The sequence below is a fragment of the Clostridium sp. AF23-6LB genome (genome assembly GCF_003461085.1).
GTDB classification, from domain to species: Bacteria; Bacillota; Clostridia; order Lachnospirales; family Lachnospiraceae; genus Coprococcus; species Coprococcus ammoniilyticus.
On the sequence record NZ_QTWK01000005.1, the window covers coordinates 307,270 to 324,026 of the forward strand.

Consider the following 16,757-nt stretch of genomic DNA (forward strand, 5'->3'; position numbering starts at 1 on the left):
ATAATAATTATGATATAAAAGGTCAGCATCTAAATGGATGCTGCTACAGGAGGAAAAAAATGAAGGTTTATGACGAGTTAGTGGCAAGAGGATTAATTGCCCAGACAACAGATGAAGAAGAGATCAAAGAGCTGGTAAATAATGGAAAAGCTGTTTTTTATATAGGATTTGACCCAACTGCAGACAGTCTTCATGTCGGTCATTTCATGGCACTTTGTCTGATGAAGCGTTTACAGATGGCAGGTAATAAGCCGATCGCCCTGATTGGTGGCGGTACAGCTATGATCGGTGATCCGTCCGGACGTACCGATATGAGACAGATGATGACAACAGAAACGATCGCTCATAATGTAGAATGCTTCAAGAAGCAGATGAGCCGTTTTATCGATTTCTCAGAAGGCAAGGCATTGCTTGTAAATAATGCAGACTGGTTACTGGATCTGAACTATATAGATGTTCTTCGTGAGGTTGGTCCTCATTTCTCAGTCAACAATATGCTTCGTGCAGAGTGCTACAAGCAGAGAATGGAGAAGGGCTTAAGCTTCTTAGAGTTCAACTACATGATCATGCAGAGCTACGATTTCTATGAGTTATTCCAGAAATACGGCTGTAATATGCAGTTCGGTGGTGATGACCAGTGGAGCAACATGCTTGGTGGTACAGAACTGATCCGTAGAAAGCTTGGCAAGGATGCATATGCCATGACGATCACCCTGCTTCTGAACTCAGAGGGCAAGAAGATGGGTAAGACGCAGAAGGGTGCTGTATGGCTGGATCCAAACAAGACATCACCATTTGAGTTCTACCAGTACTGGAGAAATGTTGCAGATGCCGATGTATTAAAATGTATCCGTATGCTGACCTTCCTTCCACTGGAAGAGATCGACAAGATGGACAGCTGGGAAGGAAGCCAGTTAAATACAGCAAAAGAGATCCTTGCATTTGAACTTACAAAGCTGGTTCATGGCGAAGAAGAAGCAGTAAAGGCACAGGAGAGTGCAAGAGCATTATTCTCCAAGGGTGTTGCTGCTGATATGCCATCTGTTACATTATCAGACGATGATTTCAAGGATGGTGCGATTGATATCGTATCCGTACTTGTAAAGTCCGGTCTGGTATCCTCCAGAAATGAAGGAAGACGTGCGGTAGAGCAGGGCGGAGTTGCAGTTGATGGTGATAAGATACCTGATATCTCAGTTACAATTCCGGAAGAGAAGTTTGATGGAGACGGAATCGTTGTAAGACGTGGTAAGAAGAATTTCCGTAAGATAAGTAAATAACAGATTCGAAAGAATAATAAAATAAACATAATAAAAACTCCGGTTATCTGGAATTAGGATTCTAATTTTGATGATCGGAGTTTTGTTATTGTTATTATGATGTAAATTATGCAGAAAAAAAGCAGAAATGTCAGTTGTACATGTCATTTATGCATGATAAAACGTAGAATTGACAATCTACGTTTTTTTTAGTCTGTTTTATGGTATTCTAATTTCCGGATATTAGCGGTGTTTTGTGTAAGCCTCCATCAGACTGAGCATAACATGCTGGTCTTCAAGGGATAAGGATGAATAAAGAGCATTCAGTTTCGATTGATTATAGCTTTCAGAATGTTGATTGTATTCAAGAATATCAGAAAAAGTACAATCCAGATATTCGGTGATATTTGCAAGTGTATCCAGACTCACTTTGCAGATACCACGTTCAAGTTGACTGATAAAACCTACAGACAGATTAAGGTCTTCCGCCATCTGTTCCTGGGTGACATCTTTCATTTTTCTGCGTATTTTTATGCGTGATCCTATAATTTTATAATTCAGTGTCATGATGGTATTCCTTTTCTTTTTAAGTATTTTCTAATAAATATCAAAAAAGAAACAGATAGTGACACTTCTATTATATGTAAAAACTAACAATAATACTGCATATATCTAAGAAATATACTAAAATTTACAAGTGGCATTCAAATGAGAGGGAAGTGTTATACAAATGAAAATTGGTATATGTGATTCATCTATGCATGAAGTGGAAGCTGTGAAGGATTTTATAGAATCCCGTATGGATCTGGATAATGTAGAGTTTGAATTGTATCTGCCGGAAGAAGCGTCTATAGATGTAGAAGAAAGTACCTTTTCCTGTGATATATTTATTACGGAGATCGTATTTGACAATCTGCATTATAATGGGATCTGTCTGGCCAGAGCCATCAATCGTTCTGTTCCAAATTGCAAGATTATATTTTATGCAGACCATATTCCGGATGGCTGGGATATCTATGACGTGGAGCACTGCAATTGTGTTATGAAGCGAAACCGGGATATCAAGCTGGTGCATGCCGTTGATACGGCGATCAAGCGCCTGAATATGAGCAAAAGTAATTTTATCCGGGTCTGCTATGGGAAAACGATCAATATTTTTTCAGCTTCGGAGATCATCTGTATTCACAGAGATGATCGTCTCACCAGATACTGTACAACAAGAGGTGATTATGTGCAGTATATTACGCTGACAAATGCTTTGAAAAATCTTCCGAAGATATTTGTCCGTGTAAACAGTAATTGTATTATCAACCGTCAGCACGTCAAGCATTATTCCAGATCAACCGTAACTCTGGATAATGGAGAAGTTGTAAAGATCGGAAGACCATACAAAGAAGAAGTATTTTCATAAGAAAATGGAATGATTCTCCCTGTTTTGCAGATACTAGTTCGTATGAATATGTATCTATGAAACAGGGAGATTTTTTATGAGAGATAAAATATTTGGAATATTACAACGGGTTGGAAGGTCGTTTATGCTTCCAATCGCGATCCTGCCGGTGGCAGGACTGCTGCTTGGAATCGGAAGCTCATTTACCAATGAAACCATGCTTGAAACATATGGGCTGATGCGGATCCTTGGGCCGGGAACGATATTTGCTGCTGTATTTGAGGTAATGAGTGAGGCAGGAAATGTGGTATTTGCCAATTTGCCAATCCTGTTTGCCATGGGCGTGGCGATCGGTATGGCAAAAAAGGAGAAGGAAGTTGCTGCGCTATCAGCGGCTATTGCATTCTTTATCATGCATGCATCAATCAGTGCGCTGATCACGATAAATGGTGGTACGGAAGCAATGCTTGCAGGGGCGGTTGTTTCTGTCTGCGGTATCACATCTTTGCAAATGGGTGTATTTGGCGGTATCCTGGTAGGACTTGGTGTGGCTGCCCTGCATAACCGCTTTTATAAGATTGAACTGCCGCAGGTGTTGTCTTTCTTTGGTGGTTCCAGATTCGTTCCGATCATATCAGCATTGGTATATACCGGAGTTGGTATTTTGATGTTCTTTATCTGGCCGGCAATCCAGAAAGGCATCTATACCGTAGGTGATCTGGTTTTAAATTCCGGCTATGCAGGAACCTGGGTATATGGATTTATGGAACGTCTTCTGATACCATTTGGCCTGCATCATGTGTTCTATCTGCCATTCTGGCAGACTGCGGTCGGAGGAACGCTGGAGGTTGGTGGGCGTGTTGTAGAAGGAGCACAGAATATCTTCTTTGCACAGCTTGCAGATCCATCCGTTACAAAGTATGCGGTATCAGCCACCAGATTTATGTCCGGTAAATTCCCGCTTATGATATTTGGTCTGCCGGGAGCTGCTCTTGCTATGTATAAAACAGCAGCACCGGAGAAACGGAAGGCAGCAGGCGGACTGCTTCTTTCCGCAGCCCTTACAGCCATGATCACAGGTATTACAGAGCCGCTGGAATTCACATTTTTATTTGTTGCACCGGCTCTGTATGGAATCCATTGTATTCTGGCAGGCTTTGCCTATATGCTGATGCATGTATTTGAAGTCGGTGTGGGAATGACCTTCTCCGGAGGACTGATCGATCTTACCCTGTTCGGCATCATGCAGGGAAATGCAAAGACGAACTGGATCTGGATCGTCATTGTTGGTATCGGTTATTTTATCGTATATTATGTATTGTTCTATTATCTGATCCGGCGGTTTGATCTGAAAACACCGGGTAGAGATAACAATGACGAAGTGAAATTATATCGTCGGAGTGATATGGATGCCAGAAAGCATGGAGAAAATGCCGGAGAGCAGGGATCAGACAATGACCGGAATACGGATGTTTTCCGGAATCACGGCCCACAGATGGAGACTTCCAGACTGATCTGTGAAGGACTTGGTGGCAAAGCAAATATATCGGATGTTGACTGCTGTGCAACCAGACTGCGTTGTACGGTATATGATGCAGCTCTTGTAAAAGAAGATATTCTCCGGGCAAGCGGAGCATCCGGCGTGGTGAAAAAAGGATATGGCGTACAGGTCATCTATGGCCCGAAGGTGTCTGTGATCAAATCCAATCTGGAAGATTATCTGGAGGGGTATGATGAGAAAGCGGTTATTGCAGTATCTATATTGAGTCCGGTTACAGGAGAGGTTTTTGAATTATCAAGTGTGCCGGATGAGGCATTTTCCAGTGGAATGATGGGCGATGGAATCGCTGTATTGCCAACGGATCCTGAAATAACCGCGCCTGTTGCCGGAACGATTGCCTTTGTCTTCGACACGAAGCATGCCATAGGGCTGGTAACGGAACAGGGAATCGGTGTGATGATCCATATTGGAATCGATACGGTAAAGCTAAATGGCAAAGGTTTTGACGTACTGGTTGAGACCGGACAGATAGTGTCTGCCGGACAGCCGGTCATGCGGCTGGCTCTTCCTTATCTGAAGAAGCATGCGCCATCCTTAATATCCCCTGTCATTATAACAGAGCTCCCGGATGGCTATAAACTGCGTCCGGTAAAGACCGGAAAGGTGAAGAATGGCGAGGAGCTCCTGGTTGTGGAGAAGGGATAGGATAAATAGAAATGACAGAAGGATTTCCACTTGTGGAAATCCTTTTGTGAATATATTATAATAATAAATAGATTAAAGGCAACAAAGGTGGAAGGATAAATGGCAGGAAAAAAACTGGATGAACAGATGGAAAAGACAATACGGAATAATTACAGACGATTGACAGGCTGTCTGATCGACCGGAAAATGACGATCACAACCATGGAAAGTATCACCTGCGGGCAGATTGCTTCCCTAATCACAGATACTGAAGGGGCATCTGCAATATTAAAAGGAGCATTTGTAACCTATTCCAACGAAGCAAAGATCATGCAGGGTGTTCCGGAAGCGGTGATAGAAACTTGTGGTGTCTATTCCAAAGAAACAGCGCGGGCAATGGCAGAAGCCTGTAAACAGGCATATCGTGCAGATATCGGCATCGGTATTACCGGGACAACGGGAAATATTGATCCAAACAATCAGGATAGTGTACCGGGAGAAGTATATTATGCAGTGGCTGTTTCTGACACGATCATCGATGGCTATTTCCAGATGGGAGAACAGGATTCCAGACTGTATTATAAACTTTATGCCGCGGAGAAGGTGGCAGAAACGCTTGGGGATGTGCTTGGGGTTGAAATGGAAGCGGTTCTTGCCTGATGGTGTGACGAATATATTGTTGGAGAAATATACAAGATATGGGGGATGAAAATATGAAAAAGAAATTAATGGGGTTGATTGTATGTTTAATAGGATTTGGAATGGGCTTCCTGTCCTTACTGTATTCCAATGAGACTGTGCGATCCCTTGAAGAATGCACACGAAAAGTAGTTAATCCAAGCATAAAAGATAAAAAGGACTGGATATTTTCCTCAATTGGGAATATAGGAATTGTGCTATTGATCGTTGCTGTAATAACAGCAATTGTGCTGGCGGTTATTCGTTTTTTTGCTAACTCAAAATGTATGCAGTCGGCAATCACAATAGGACAGCTTGTAACAGATGCCATTTTATCGTTGTATATTACAGAGGTAATTATATATTACCGCAATCAGTTGCAGCAGGAACGTTTTTATACAACAATGGGAGATTCTGTACATATTGGAGTGTATATATTAGAATATGCGGTATTCTATATTTGTATATCCATCTTGTTCAACCGATCTGTTGAAAAAATAATACGAAAGCCTAAAAAGGACTGCAGACTATCCATATGGCAGGTAAAGAATGAACAGGAATTTATGGAAATAAAGGAACTGGTACATAGGGAACATTTTAACGATTGTTATGGATATATGAAATATCGTGAGGAACCGTTGGCTTCGATGCAGTTTTATGTGATCAGTGAGATGAACTGGTCAGGGAATCAGGAAGTAGCACAGTGGAAGTATTATTCAAATGGTGACTTTATAGATCTGGATGATACAGAACTCAGAACCAAACTGCTGGTAGCAAAAAATGCTGAAAATATAAACTGGCAGTTATAAGATAAAGAAACGAGGGTAAAAAGGATGAAAAAAAAAGCAGGATTTATAGTATTAAGTATGGCACTGGCAGGCAGCCTCATGGGATGCAGTTTTTCCTTAAAAAAAGATTCTGATGGCAGCAGCAAAAAGACCGAAACAACCGTGGCAGAAGAAACCGGAAAAACGGATGAAACAGCCGGTATGGATACAGGTTCTGACACGGAAACATCAGAGGAGGCTTCTTCTGCAGCAGGATCAGATGGCAAGGCAGCCGCACTTCCGGAAGAAAAAGAAGTGGGATTTGGAACCGGTGAAATGCCGGAAGAGTATTCAGATCACATGGTTGTTGATTCGAAAATGTCCGGGAAAGTGCAGACGAAAGATGGTGAGGTTGTATACCATTTACCATACATAGATTATGACAGTACCGCCTGTGAAAATGTAAATACACAGATAGAGAAGCTCGGAAATGATTATATGGCAAAAGCGGGAGCCGAATATACAGATTGTATTGCTATTGGATATGAGTGGTCTGTTTATCAGGATTTGTTGTCGGTAGTTGTGCGGGTGGATTTTGATGCAAATGAATATACAGATTTTTATGTATATACGATCGATCTTCGTAAAGATGTACTTCTTTCAAAGGATGATGTGTTGGCTTATCTGGATATTGATGAAAATTCATATGAAAAAAACGTTCAGGATGCAATGGATAGTTGTTTTACCAATACATATAAGGATATGGAAGGAACGGATTCTTTTCTGAAAGAAACTTATAACTGGACGATTGCTTTATCCAATGTGCGGGATGCGGTACCATATGTAGATGAGGATGGCGAGTTGTGCGTAGTTGGCAAGATATATTCTGTTGCAGGACCATCCTATTATCCACGTCAGTTAAGTGTGGACAATCTGGAGGATGAATGTGAATATAGCGGTAGAGCGTATGAGTCGTTTTATTATAATCCAACATCAGAAGATGATTCTTCCGATGACTACATTCTTCCATATAGTGACAGTGAATATCTGACAGAGGATGATCTGGATGGATTAACACCGGATGAGATCCGTCTGGCATGTAACGAACTGTATGCCCGTCATGGAAGAAAGTTCAAAGACGCCGATTATCAGGCATATTTCAATTCCAAAAGCTGGTATCATGGAACGGTTGAGCCGGATGATTTTGACGACACAGCAGTATTTAATCAATATGAGCTTGCAAACCGGGATTTCATTATAGAGTATGAGAAGGAGAAAGGGTATAAGTAAGATAGAGATATAAGATTATAGAGAAAAAGAACCTGCTATGATTTCGTCAGTGTGATGAAAGTCATAGCAGGTTCTTTTTTGTCGAAAATGCAATGTAGAATGTCAAAATTGCAGGGGACGGTTATGGGTTTATATTTGTGATATTATTATATAAATTAACCAGAACTTTTGAAGCGTGTATTGAAAATAAATGAAGGGAGACGAATGTTTATGAATGATGTAAGAAAAGGAAAGTTCCATATGGCAAGAATATGGAAGAAAACCATTTGTATGGTGATGGTTGCTGCCATGATAATTGTTTATATGCCAAATGATATATTTGGTAAAAACAATATAAGCAAAGTGAAAGCAGCAACAACTTATAATGGAGGTGCGGCGGCAAATTATGGATTAACTTATACAGATAACAGTGGTGGAACAAACGTTAATTCATATAATAGCGGATATGCATATTTTCAAGGTAATGATTGTGCGAACTACGTTTCACAGTGTTTAGTAGCCGGAGGATTACAAACGGATGGCACATGGTATGCGTATTCAACAGCATGGAAAAGAGCGGATTATTTATTGGAATGGTTCCGGGCAAAACCGGAGTATAGTGGTTTGATTGTAAGAAATCCTTCTCCGTCAGATGTAAAAATAGGTGATCCGTTATTTTATGTATGGGGAACAGAAGTAGATGGTAAGGTTCCAAATGACATTGATCATGCTGGTATCTGTACCGGAGTGTCCGGAAATACACCATTGGTTTCGGCCCACAGCAATAACCGTAAGAATTTTGCGGCATGGAGAATGAACGCGGGTGCAGTATATGTTGTAAAACTGCATGAATTGTCATCATCACAGACAGCGCATGGTGAAATGACGACACCAACGATAACAACAAATAGAAATTGTTATGCTGTTGGTGAGACAATGAATATAACATGGGATAAAACCAGCAGTCAAAGTGACTTTCTTCATTATTGGCTGATTATTACAAATACTGACACAAGTAAGGAATGTTATGGTGGTGCAACAGGTGCAAATGGGGATGTAAATGCAAATAGTTACCAATTTACTATACCGGAAGCAGGACATTATCGGATAAATGTCTGGGCAGTGCCATATAATGATAAAGATAATCGACAGAGAATGGCATCAAAAACAGTATGCACTTATGGCTATGATAGTGAAACTCAAAATCTAGGTAATGATTTTTATGCTACTATAATGAATACCGGAATAAAAAAATATGTTACAGCTGATAGTGATGATAATGTAACGATCCGAACAGGTTCAAATCAAGCAAATCAGTTATGGCATTTTATAAGACAGAGCAATGGTTCCTATGAGATTGTAAACTATGCATCAGGAAAAGCTCTTGATGATTATAATTGGGAACAGACAAATGGCACCAATGTATGGGTGTATCCAAGAAATAATGCAACGGCACAGAGATGGTTTATCAGAGGTACAGCAGGTGCATATTTCTTAAATGCTTCGTGTGGATCTGCAGTTCTGGATGTTGAAAGCTATGGATCAGCAGATGGTACCAATGTGTGGTTGTATGAAAGAAATGATTCAGGTGCTCAGAAATTTACGATACAAAAGCAATCCATTAATTTAAGTAAATGTAGTGTGACAGGACTAGCAAGAATACAGGGCGGATTTAAATTGTCATGGCAGACAGTATCTGGTGCTACAAAATATGAAATTTACCGGAAAAAGCAGACCGATACAAATTATGCAAAGCTGACTACAGTTGCTGGTGGAACCACAAATACATATAAGGATACAAATTGCGTGTCAGGCGTGACATATCAATATCTTGTGAGAGCTGTGAATAATTACACGACAGGTGCTTCTGAATACGGTGGATATGGATTATATCTTGACAGCACTAATGTATGGATAACAGCAGCTTTGACAAAGAAGATAAGTCTTTCCTGGAATGAAGTAAATGGAGCTAATGGATATTACGTTTATATGTATGATACAGCAAGTAAAAAATGGCAAAGAGTACTTGATGTAGCTGGAAAATCTACAACCTCCTGTACATTATCGGGATTAAAACAGAATACTACATATAATTTTTTAGTTAAGGCATATGGTACATGTACTTATAATAAGACTTCAATCCATACAAGTTATAACAGCAATGTTTTGACTGTTACAACAGCAGCGTATAATGGAATGAAAAAGACTTCCAAAGGCTGGTATTACTATAGAAATGGTGTAAAACAAACAAATTATACAGGTTTATTAAAGCGTACAAATGGTACATGGTGCTATATTAAAAATGGAAAATGGCAGTCGAAATTTACCGGAATTGTAAAACATACGGATGGAAAATACTACTATGTATATAAGGGAAGAAAGAAAAATAGTACAAAACTGGTAAAAAATACAGATGGAAAATGGTGGTATGTAAAGAAAGGTGTATGGCAGCCAAAATATAAAGGTATTGTTAAGAAATCAGGAAAGAAATACTATGTAGTTAAGGGCAAAAAGAGTAACAAGACAGGTTATGTAACGGTCAAAGGCAAACGCTACAGAGTAGTAAAAGGAAAAGTACAATAGAAGTTTGCTGGCATAAGTTCGGCATACAATAGTAAAGAATAATTATAGGTAATTTACCGCATATTTCAATAGCATCTGATAGCAAAGGCTATTGAAATATGCGGTAAAAATATATAACAAATGATTGGAGAAAAATATGCAGGTAATTGTATTAGTTATAGGTTGTATTTGTACTCTTATTATTTGGGTTCATTTATATATGAGCGAAATAGATAAACATACTTTATTTAGGGTAAGTGAAAAAGTTTTATTAATTTGTATTTTGATTGCCACGGTATTTTTTGGTGTAATTCCAGAAATTGTTATGGTAACACATAAACAGCAGTATGATATAGCACAAGATTTACTGCATACATCAGGAAAAGTATATGATGCAAACAAACATACCGTGGAGATAGAAATTGAAGATGTAGGTCAGGTAGATATATTGTCGGTGGATAATTATTATAAAACAGATGACTATTATATTGTTTATTATGTACGGGTAGATGTAGAAGTCCCTCAGGGATATTTAAGAGGAGTTCCGGTAATTGTAGAAAAAAATATCTTTGGTACAGATACTATAGTTAAATGGGATTATAGTCTTGAGGATAAAATGTTTTATTATGAAAAATATGGGCAGGATGATTCGGATTCAGATTCTGAATATGAGAAAGATGCGTTTGGTAATAGACATGATGTCAAATTTGAATTCACAAATGCTCCATCATATACAATTGGTGATTTGTTTAATTATATTGGAATATCTGCTCCACATGATATTGCAGAGGCAAGTGTTACTTCTATAACAAATAACTATGATGCATTAGAGTATTATATATTATGGAGAAGCAGAGATACCGGAAAAACAATGGATCGCTGGGTAAGGGCAGTATACGATAAAGAAACGGGAGAGTGGTATTTATGTAATGCTGAAAAGAAAGAATCAACTTTAAATAGTAAATTGGCAGGATATGCATCAGGAAGTGATGACACTTATGACAATGATTATACAGATGATTACAGGATTGTTGAAAGTGATACTTTCTTAGGATGGACAAAGGTAGAGCAATAAAAGGAACAAGCGAGACGGGAATCTGTCTCGCTTGTTTTGTCGAAAAAGCAATGTAGAATGTCAGTTTTGCATGGGACGGTTTTTGAAGAAAATATATGATATTATTATTTTAAATTTACTGAGACATTATAGTAAAAATATATAGATATGAGTGGGAGAAAGATAAAATGGCTTATAATGTTATGGATTTAAAATGCCCTAATTGTGGATTCCCGATAAGTGTTGGACAAAAAGAATGTCCAGCAGGACATCCAATTAATATTACTTCTTTTAACAGTGTAAATTCTATGCCGAGTCCAATGGTAAATCGTTATATAAATTTTTATAAAAAGGAATTGGGTACTGATCCCGAAAATAAGGAAATTAATAAATCTATCGGAATATGTTTCTTGAAATTGCACTTATATGCTAAAGCGCTAGAAGCGTTTGATAAGGCTATGATTGATAATTTTGATGATTCTGAAACATATTTTTATGCGGCTGTTTGCATTCTTGGTGGTAAGAAAGCATTTCTTAATCCAAGATCTAATATAGACAAAGCATTAGAATATATAGATGCAGCGTTAATGGTAGAACCAAGAGGAATCTACTACTATTTTATGGCTTATATAAAATATGATTATTTTTCGCGTAAGAGTTATATGACCTCACCAGATTATAGAGAATGTCTTAGTATGGCTATAGATGTTGGAGTGCCGGATGTTGATATTCAGATGTTGTATGACGTGTTGAACGTTAGTCGACCGGATTGTATGTAGAGGTGACGAGGAAGAATGATAAATAAGTATATAGAATTTGCGGTTTATATAGAAACGATTCATGAAGGCAGTAGTTCTGCTGGTAGTTCATTCATTTTTATATTGCTGTATGCTTTAGTTTTTTTAGGAATTATTATCATTATTAGAAATTATGATTCTTTTAAAAATGCAAAAATGGTTAAGCAATTATGTAATGGTAAAAATTCAGAACAGTCTGAAGTTATTGCATATTTTCTTAGGGCAGGATGTGGCGCTAAGATTATTTCTGATGAGCAGTATTTGCAGATGGTAGATCGCAAAAAACAGAAATATGGATCTGTAAAATATGCATTAAACAAATTAGGGATTGATGAAGCACAAGTTAACGAAATCAGTCCTGTATGTTTTGAAGGATTTGATTACAAAAATACGTATGTAAAAAAGACTGCTAACGGAAAATGGATTAGTTCCAGATATGAGGTGACATGGATTTTTTTTAGTGATTCACAGGTGCATGTGTATAGTTGTGGATTTGATATGGATAAAGAAAATAAAAAGGAATCTACATCAGAATATTTTTACAAGGATGTAAATTCATTTTCTACAATATCAGAGGAAGAGGTTGGACAAAATAATATAACGGTGCCGACAGAAAAATTTGGTATGTATGGTGCTGGAATAAACTTTGAATGTGCATTGACAAATTGTGATAATGTAGTTCAATCCATAAATGGAATGAGACAAAAACTACGCGAAAAAAAATTACGGCCTTAAGGCTGATTATATAAAAATAAAATATAGCAAATGAAGAAGGAGAAAGAAATATGGTAGCAGTAATTATTATTTTGATTGGAGTAGCAATTATTTATTACAAAAATACGATAGGATCTGATAATGCAAAAATGGTAAGAGCACTTACTCAAGGAAAAACGAAGACGCAGGCAGATGTTATTACATACTTTAAACGTGAAGGATGTGGTGCAAAAACGATAACAGATTCACAATATTATGATATTGTGGCTAGTGCACGGTCACACTATAATTCAATACAGAAGGCACTTGATAAAATAGGACTGGATGCGGATGAAGTAAGAGAAATTCCGCCGGTGTATTTTGAAGGATTTAGAGGGGAAAATGCGTATACTAAGCAAACTGCTAGTGGACGTTGGGTTAGTACTACTTATGAAATAGCATGGCTTTTTTTTAGTGATTCACAGGTACATGTATATAGACGAAGATTTAATCTCGATGATGATTATACAACGGAAATCACAGATGAATATTTTTACAAGGATATTACAGCATTTACAACAATATCAGAAGAAGAAGTTGATAGAGATGGAAAGAGAATTCCAACCACTACATTCAGAATGAGAGGGGCAGGAATAGAGTTCGAATGTTCATTATCGGAAGTTAAAGATTTCGAAACAGCGATTCGAGGAATGAAGCAGAAACTTCGTGAGAAGAAAAATGCATAATAGTTAATTTGAATTATAGATGTCAAAGAATCCATTAGATAATAATATGGATCTTTGACATTTTTAGAATAATATGGAAAAAAAAAGAATTCGATATGTGGATGATAAAGAAAGACAGTTGATTCATCCTATTTATGATAGAAAATTGGTAAGACCGTATATAAATTGGAAGAAGGCAAGTGCTTTTGCTATTTTATTTACTTTAATAGCATGTTTGATATCAAAAGAAATATATACGTATTTAATGGATTATGAATGGATTCATAATGTTTATGACATAGTTAGTTATATGTTGATTGTATCTTGGTGCATGCTTTATCAAGGAATTATTTGTTCAAAGATGATTGCTATATGGAGTATAAAAGTTTACCAAAGATATGCATCAGCACAGACCAGATTGATGTGTTGTTATATTCCAAGTTGTTCTGAATATGCAATCTTAGCTATTGAAAAATATGGTGCATTTTATGGTGGTTATAAAGCTGTGTGTAGGATAATAAAATGTGGATCATATGGTGGGGTGGATTATCCTTAAGAGTTTAAGTAGTTAGGAAGGTGATATGGGTGAATAAAATAAGCTTTATGGAGATTAGCAGTGGTGAATATGTAGGGGTATGCTCAATAGAAATAACATCGATTCCAGATATATCAATTATAAGTTCTAGGTATCAAGATTATACAGATATAGAAAAAGAATATATGAATAACTTTAGTAGCCTTGCATCTGAAGTTTTTCAAAATTATAAATATATTATATCACAAAATTCCAATGCAGAGATATCTATGGAGCTGTTATGGGTAACAGAACCAGTGAATAATCAGCCTTATAAGGCGAAGATAAGACCATTTTTAGTTATTCGAGCAATTTCAGGTGATCAGTCGTCTGCACAGGCAATAATTGAACAGATATATAGTTTATATGAATCTTCCTTAAAATTACAGAAATATGGATTTGAGGAAATTGAGTTTCCAAGATTAACAGAAATAATTAGCGGGGTACAGATTGAAGACAGTATAGCAATTGTTAAAGATGAAAGAGAAGAAAATCTTAATAATCAGTTTTTATCTGCAGCTTATTCTATTGATGTGTTTGATTCATATGCACATGATATGAGTTCTATCATGAATGAATTGACAGAACAACCATATAGTATGTTTTCTATTCAGTTGTTTCCAACACAATTAACTGTAGAGGAAAAAACAGAGATAGCACGAATTGCGCAGATTTTGGATACTTTAAATAAAGGCGTTATGACGCAGGGAATAGGAAATGTAAGTATTTCGGCAGCGGGACATTTGGCTGAAATATATAAATATTACCAAACAGTAAGTGCTGGGGCAATGTTTGGATATAATATAATTGTTGCAGGATCCTATGGCAATACAGATAAGCTTGCATCAAAAGTACAGGGTTATATATCGTATGATTCAGAAAATCCGGTTTTTATGAAACAGGTCCATATGGACACTTCTCAACTTCGGATTACGGATAATTATTATTCATTTCCATGGATTGTAAATGAGCTGTTAATTGACCTAAATAGAAATCCATATATATGGAATCAGGATAACTCAAATCAATTTTTATATAGAATGCCATATGTTATATCGGCAAAAGAAGCTGGAGGCATATTTAGATTACCACTGGGAAATGGTCGTATATCTGCAGGATTGCCGATAAATGATTCGGAAAGTGCTAGTAAAACTTATGCAGACAATCTTATAAATGCAGGAGATATAGAAATTGGTATTTTGAAAAATTCCGAAAAGAATACAATTGGAATTTCACTTAAAGATCTGGCAAAACACATGTTAGTAGTAGGAACCCCTGGTTCGGGAAAAACAACATTTTCTGTGAGTTTGTTGGATAGATTGTGGAAAGAACATAATATTCCTTTTTTGGTTATTGAACCTGCAAAGAATGAATATAGAGCTTTAATACAGAGCATTCCAGAGATACAGATATTTACACCGGGTAAAAATTTTATATCGCCTTTTGTATTTAATCCATTTGTTCCACCGGAAAATGTTAGGTTGGAGACATATAAATCTACATTGAAGACGGCTTTTGCTGCGGCTGTATCGATGACAACACCGCTTGATAAAATTTTTGAAGAGGCAATTAATAATTGTTATTCGGATTTTAGATGGTTGGATAATTATACTACAGCTGACAAAGGTCAGATATTTAATATAACAGATTTTATAAAGTGTTTTAAAAATACTTTTGATGAGATTGGATATACAGGAGATGCAAAAAACATTGGACGTGCTGGAGTGGTGCGATTGAAGAGTCTTGAAAATTTATTTGATAATTATTTTTCAATTCCAATACAAGATTTATTGCAGAAACCGACCATTATAGAGTTAGCTGCTATAGAAAATAGTGATCAGAAAGCATTGATAATATCATTGTTATTATTATCGATATTGGCATATGTAAATGCAAATTATGTTGGTGATGGGGGATTGAAAAATGTAATGCTTCTTGAAGAAGCTCATGTATTATTAGATGCGTCATCAAATGTTGGACAGGGTGATACTAATCCAAGTGCGATAGCTCAGAATTTAGTTAAGCGTATGTTGGCTGAGATACGTTCATATGGTGTTGGAATAATAATAGCGGATCAGTCACCTAGAAAAGTGTCTACAGATGTTGTTGCACTTACGGATATGAAAATGGTATTCAGATTAGTTGAGGCAACTGATAAGCAGATAATTGCAGACAGTATGAATATGGGAGATGGTCAAGAACAAAGGTTATCAAGATTGAAACCTGGCGAGGCATTTTTGTTTTTTAATAAGCTGGATAGTCCGGAAGAGGTAGTTACACCAGATTATCGTCTTGAAAACAATATTGATATTACATTATCAGATAAGGATATCGGAAAACTTATAACTTATTGGAATGATAAAAAGAAAAATTTAAGACCATATCCTGAATGTGAAGAGGTGCTTTGTTGCAAGGAGTGTTGCATTTATGAAAGAAGAATATTGGCTAAGGAAATAGCACGTAGAATTTTTGTAAAAAATTTCAAATCAGATATGTCGGATTTTAATACGATAAAAAAAGTGTTTGCGCAAATAACAAAATTAACAAAATATGAATTAAATGATGAAGAATTTTCACCGGAATTGTTAGCTTGTGTAAAAGTACAATTATGGAGAAAAATAGTATATGGAACCAATATTTCGGTGAATGAAAAAATAATACATAATTCTTTGAGAAAGTCATGAGGATAAAAATATATGGGAGATGAATTTCGAGAAGTTACTGAAGATGTTAAGGAAGATTTCACCCCTACAGAGGAATTAGAAGAAGCAGAGGTAGAGGAGATACCGGAAGATACGGAAGAG

14 protein-coding genes are annotated in these 16,757 nt (G+C 37.0%); 13 read left to right on the top strand and 1 reads right to left on the bottom strand.

The genetic code is table 11. The annotated features are described in order from the left end of the window. The first annotated feature begins 59 nt into the window (after positions 1 to 59). A complete protein-coding gene (gene tyrS, locus DWY07_RS12830) occupies positions 60 to 1,280 on the top strand; it encodes a tyrosine--tRNA ligase (RefSeq protein WP_117808396.1) in 1,221 nt (406 codons plus the stop codon). A 222-nt stretch (positions 1,281 to 1,502) separates the two neighbouring features. Here tyrS and DWY07_RS12835 read toward each other — a convergent pair whose 3' ends face one another. Further along, complete coding sequence (locus DWY07_RS12835) at positions 1,503 to 1,826, bottom strand: helix-turn-helix transcriptional regulator (protein ID WP_117808395.1); 324 nt, start codon at positions 1,824 to 1,826, stop codon at positions 1,503 to 1,505. 163 nt (positions 1,827 to 1,989) lie between these two features. On the opposite strand from DWY07_RS12835, the gene DWY07_RS12840 reads away from it, so the two are divergent. The 12 genes from DWY07_RS12840 to DWY07_RS12895 all read left to right on the top strand — a co-directional run bounded on the left by DWY07_RS12840 (position 1,990) and on the right by DWY07_RS12895 (position 16,637). Next, positions 1,990 to 2,670, top strand: a complete 681-nt coding sequence (locus DWY07_RS12840) for a LytTR family DNA-binding domain-containing protein (RefSeq protein WP_117808394.1) — start codon at positions 1,990 to 1,992, stop codon at positions 2,668 to 2,670. 76 nt (positions 2,671 to 2,746) lie between these two features. Further along, complete coding sequence (locus tag DWY07_RS12845) at positions 2,747 to 4,855, top strand: PTS transporter subunit IIABC (RefSeq protein ID WP_117823536.1); 2,109 nt, start codon at positions 2,747 to 2,749, stop codon at positions 4,853 to 4,855. 99 nt (positions 4,856 to 4,954) lie between these two features. Beyond that, entirely contained in the window at positions 4,955 to 5,494 is a 540-nt protein-coding gene (locus DWY07_RS12850; RefSeq protein WP_117823538.1) for a CinA family protein, read from the top strand. 53 nt (positions 5,495 to 5,547) lie between these two features. Continuing rightward, positions 5,548 to 6,321 (top strand): hypothetical protein, encoded by a 774-nt coding sequence (locus tag DWY07_RS12855; RefSeq protein WP_147340254.1) that lies wholly within the window; start codon positions 5,548 to 5,550, stop codon positions 6,319 to 6,321. A gap of 24 nt (positions 6,322 to 6,345) precedes the next feature. Continuing rightward, a complete protein-coding gene (locus tag DWY07_RS12860) occupies positions 6,346 to 7,569 on the top strand; it encodes a YARHG domain-containing protein (RefSeq protein WP_117823542.1) in 1,224 nt (407 codons plus the stop codon). A 210-nt stretch (positions 7,570 to 7,779) separates the two neighbouring features. Beyond that, positions 7,780 to 10,131 carry an RICIN domain-containing protein gene (locus DWY07_RS12865; protein ID WP_181983932.1) on the top strand — a complete coding sequence of 784 codons (2,352 nt, stop codon included), beginning with the start codon at positions 7,780 to 7,782 and terminating at the stop codon, positions 10,129 to 10,131. A 136-nt stretch (positions 10,132 to 10,267) separates the two neighbouring features. Further along, a complete protein-coding gene (locus DWY07_RS12870; protein WP_117823546.1) occupies positions 10,268 to 11,185 on the top strand; it encodes a hypothetical protein in 918 nt (305 codons plus the stop codon). A gap of 167 nt (positions 11,186 to 11,352) precedes the next feature. Next, positions 11,353 to 11,943, top strand: a complete 591-nt coding sequence (locus DWY07_RS12875; RefSeq protein WP_117823548.1) for a hypothetical protein — start codon at positions 11,353 to 11,355, stop codon at positions 11,941 to 11,943. Positions 11,944 to 11,958: 15 nt separating this feature from the next. Further along, the gene (locus DWY07_RS12880; RefSeq protein ID WP_117808386.1) at positions 11,959 to 12,696 is read left to right on the top strand and encodes a hypothetical protein; all 738 of its coding nucleotides are present in this window, start codon (positions 11,959 to 11,961) and stop codon (positions 12,694 to 12,696) included. A 50-nt stretch (positions 12,697 to 12,746) separates the two neighbouring features. Then, entirely contained in the window at positions 12,747 to 13,400 is a 654-nt protein-coding gene (locus tag DWY07_RS12885) for a hypothetical protein (protein ID WP_117808385.1), read from the top strand. 310 nt (positions 13,401 to 13,710) lie between these two features. Next, positions 13,711 to 13,935 carry a membrane protein insertion efficiency factor YidD gene (gene yidD / locus DWY07_RS13620; protein ID WP_347465526.1) on the top strand — a complete coding sequence of 75 codons (225 nt, stop codon included), beginning with the start codon at positions 13,711 to 13,713 and terminating at the stop codon, positions 13,933 to 13,935. 29 nt (positions 13,936 to 13,964) lie between these two features. Next, positions 13,965 to 16,637, top strand: coding sequence for an ATP-binding protein (locus DWY07_RS12895; RefSeq protein WP_117808384.1), 2,673 nt, complete (start codon positions 13,965 to 13,967; stop codon positions 16,635 to 16,637). Positions 16,638 to 16,757 lie beyond the last annotated feature (120 nt).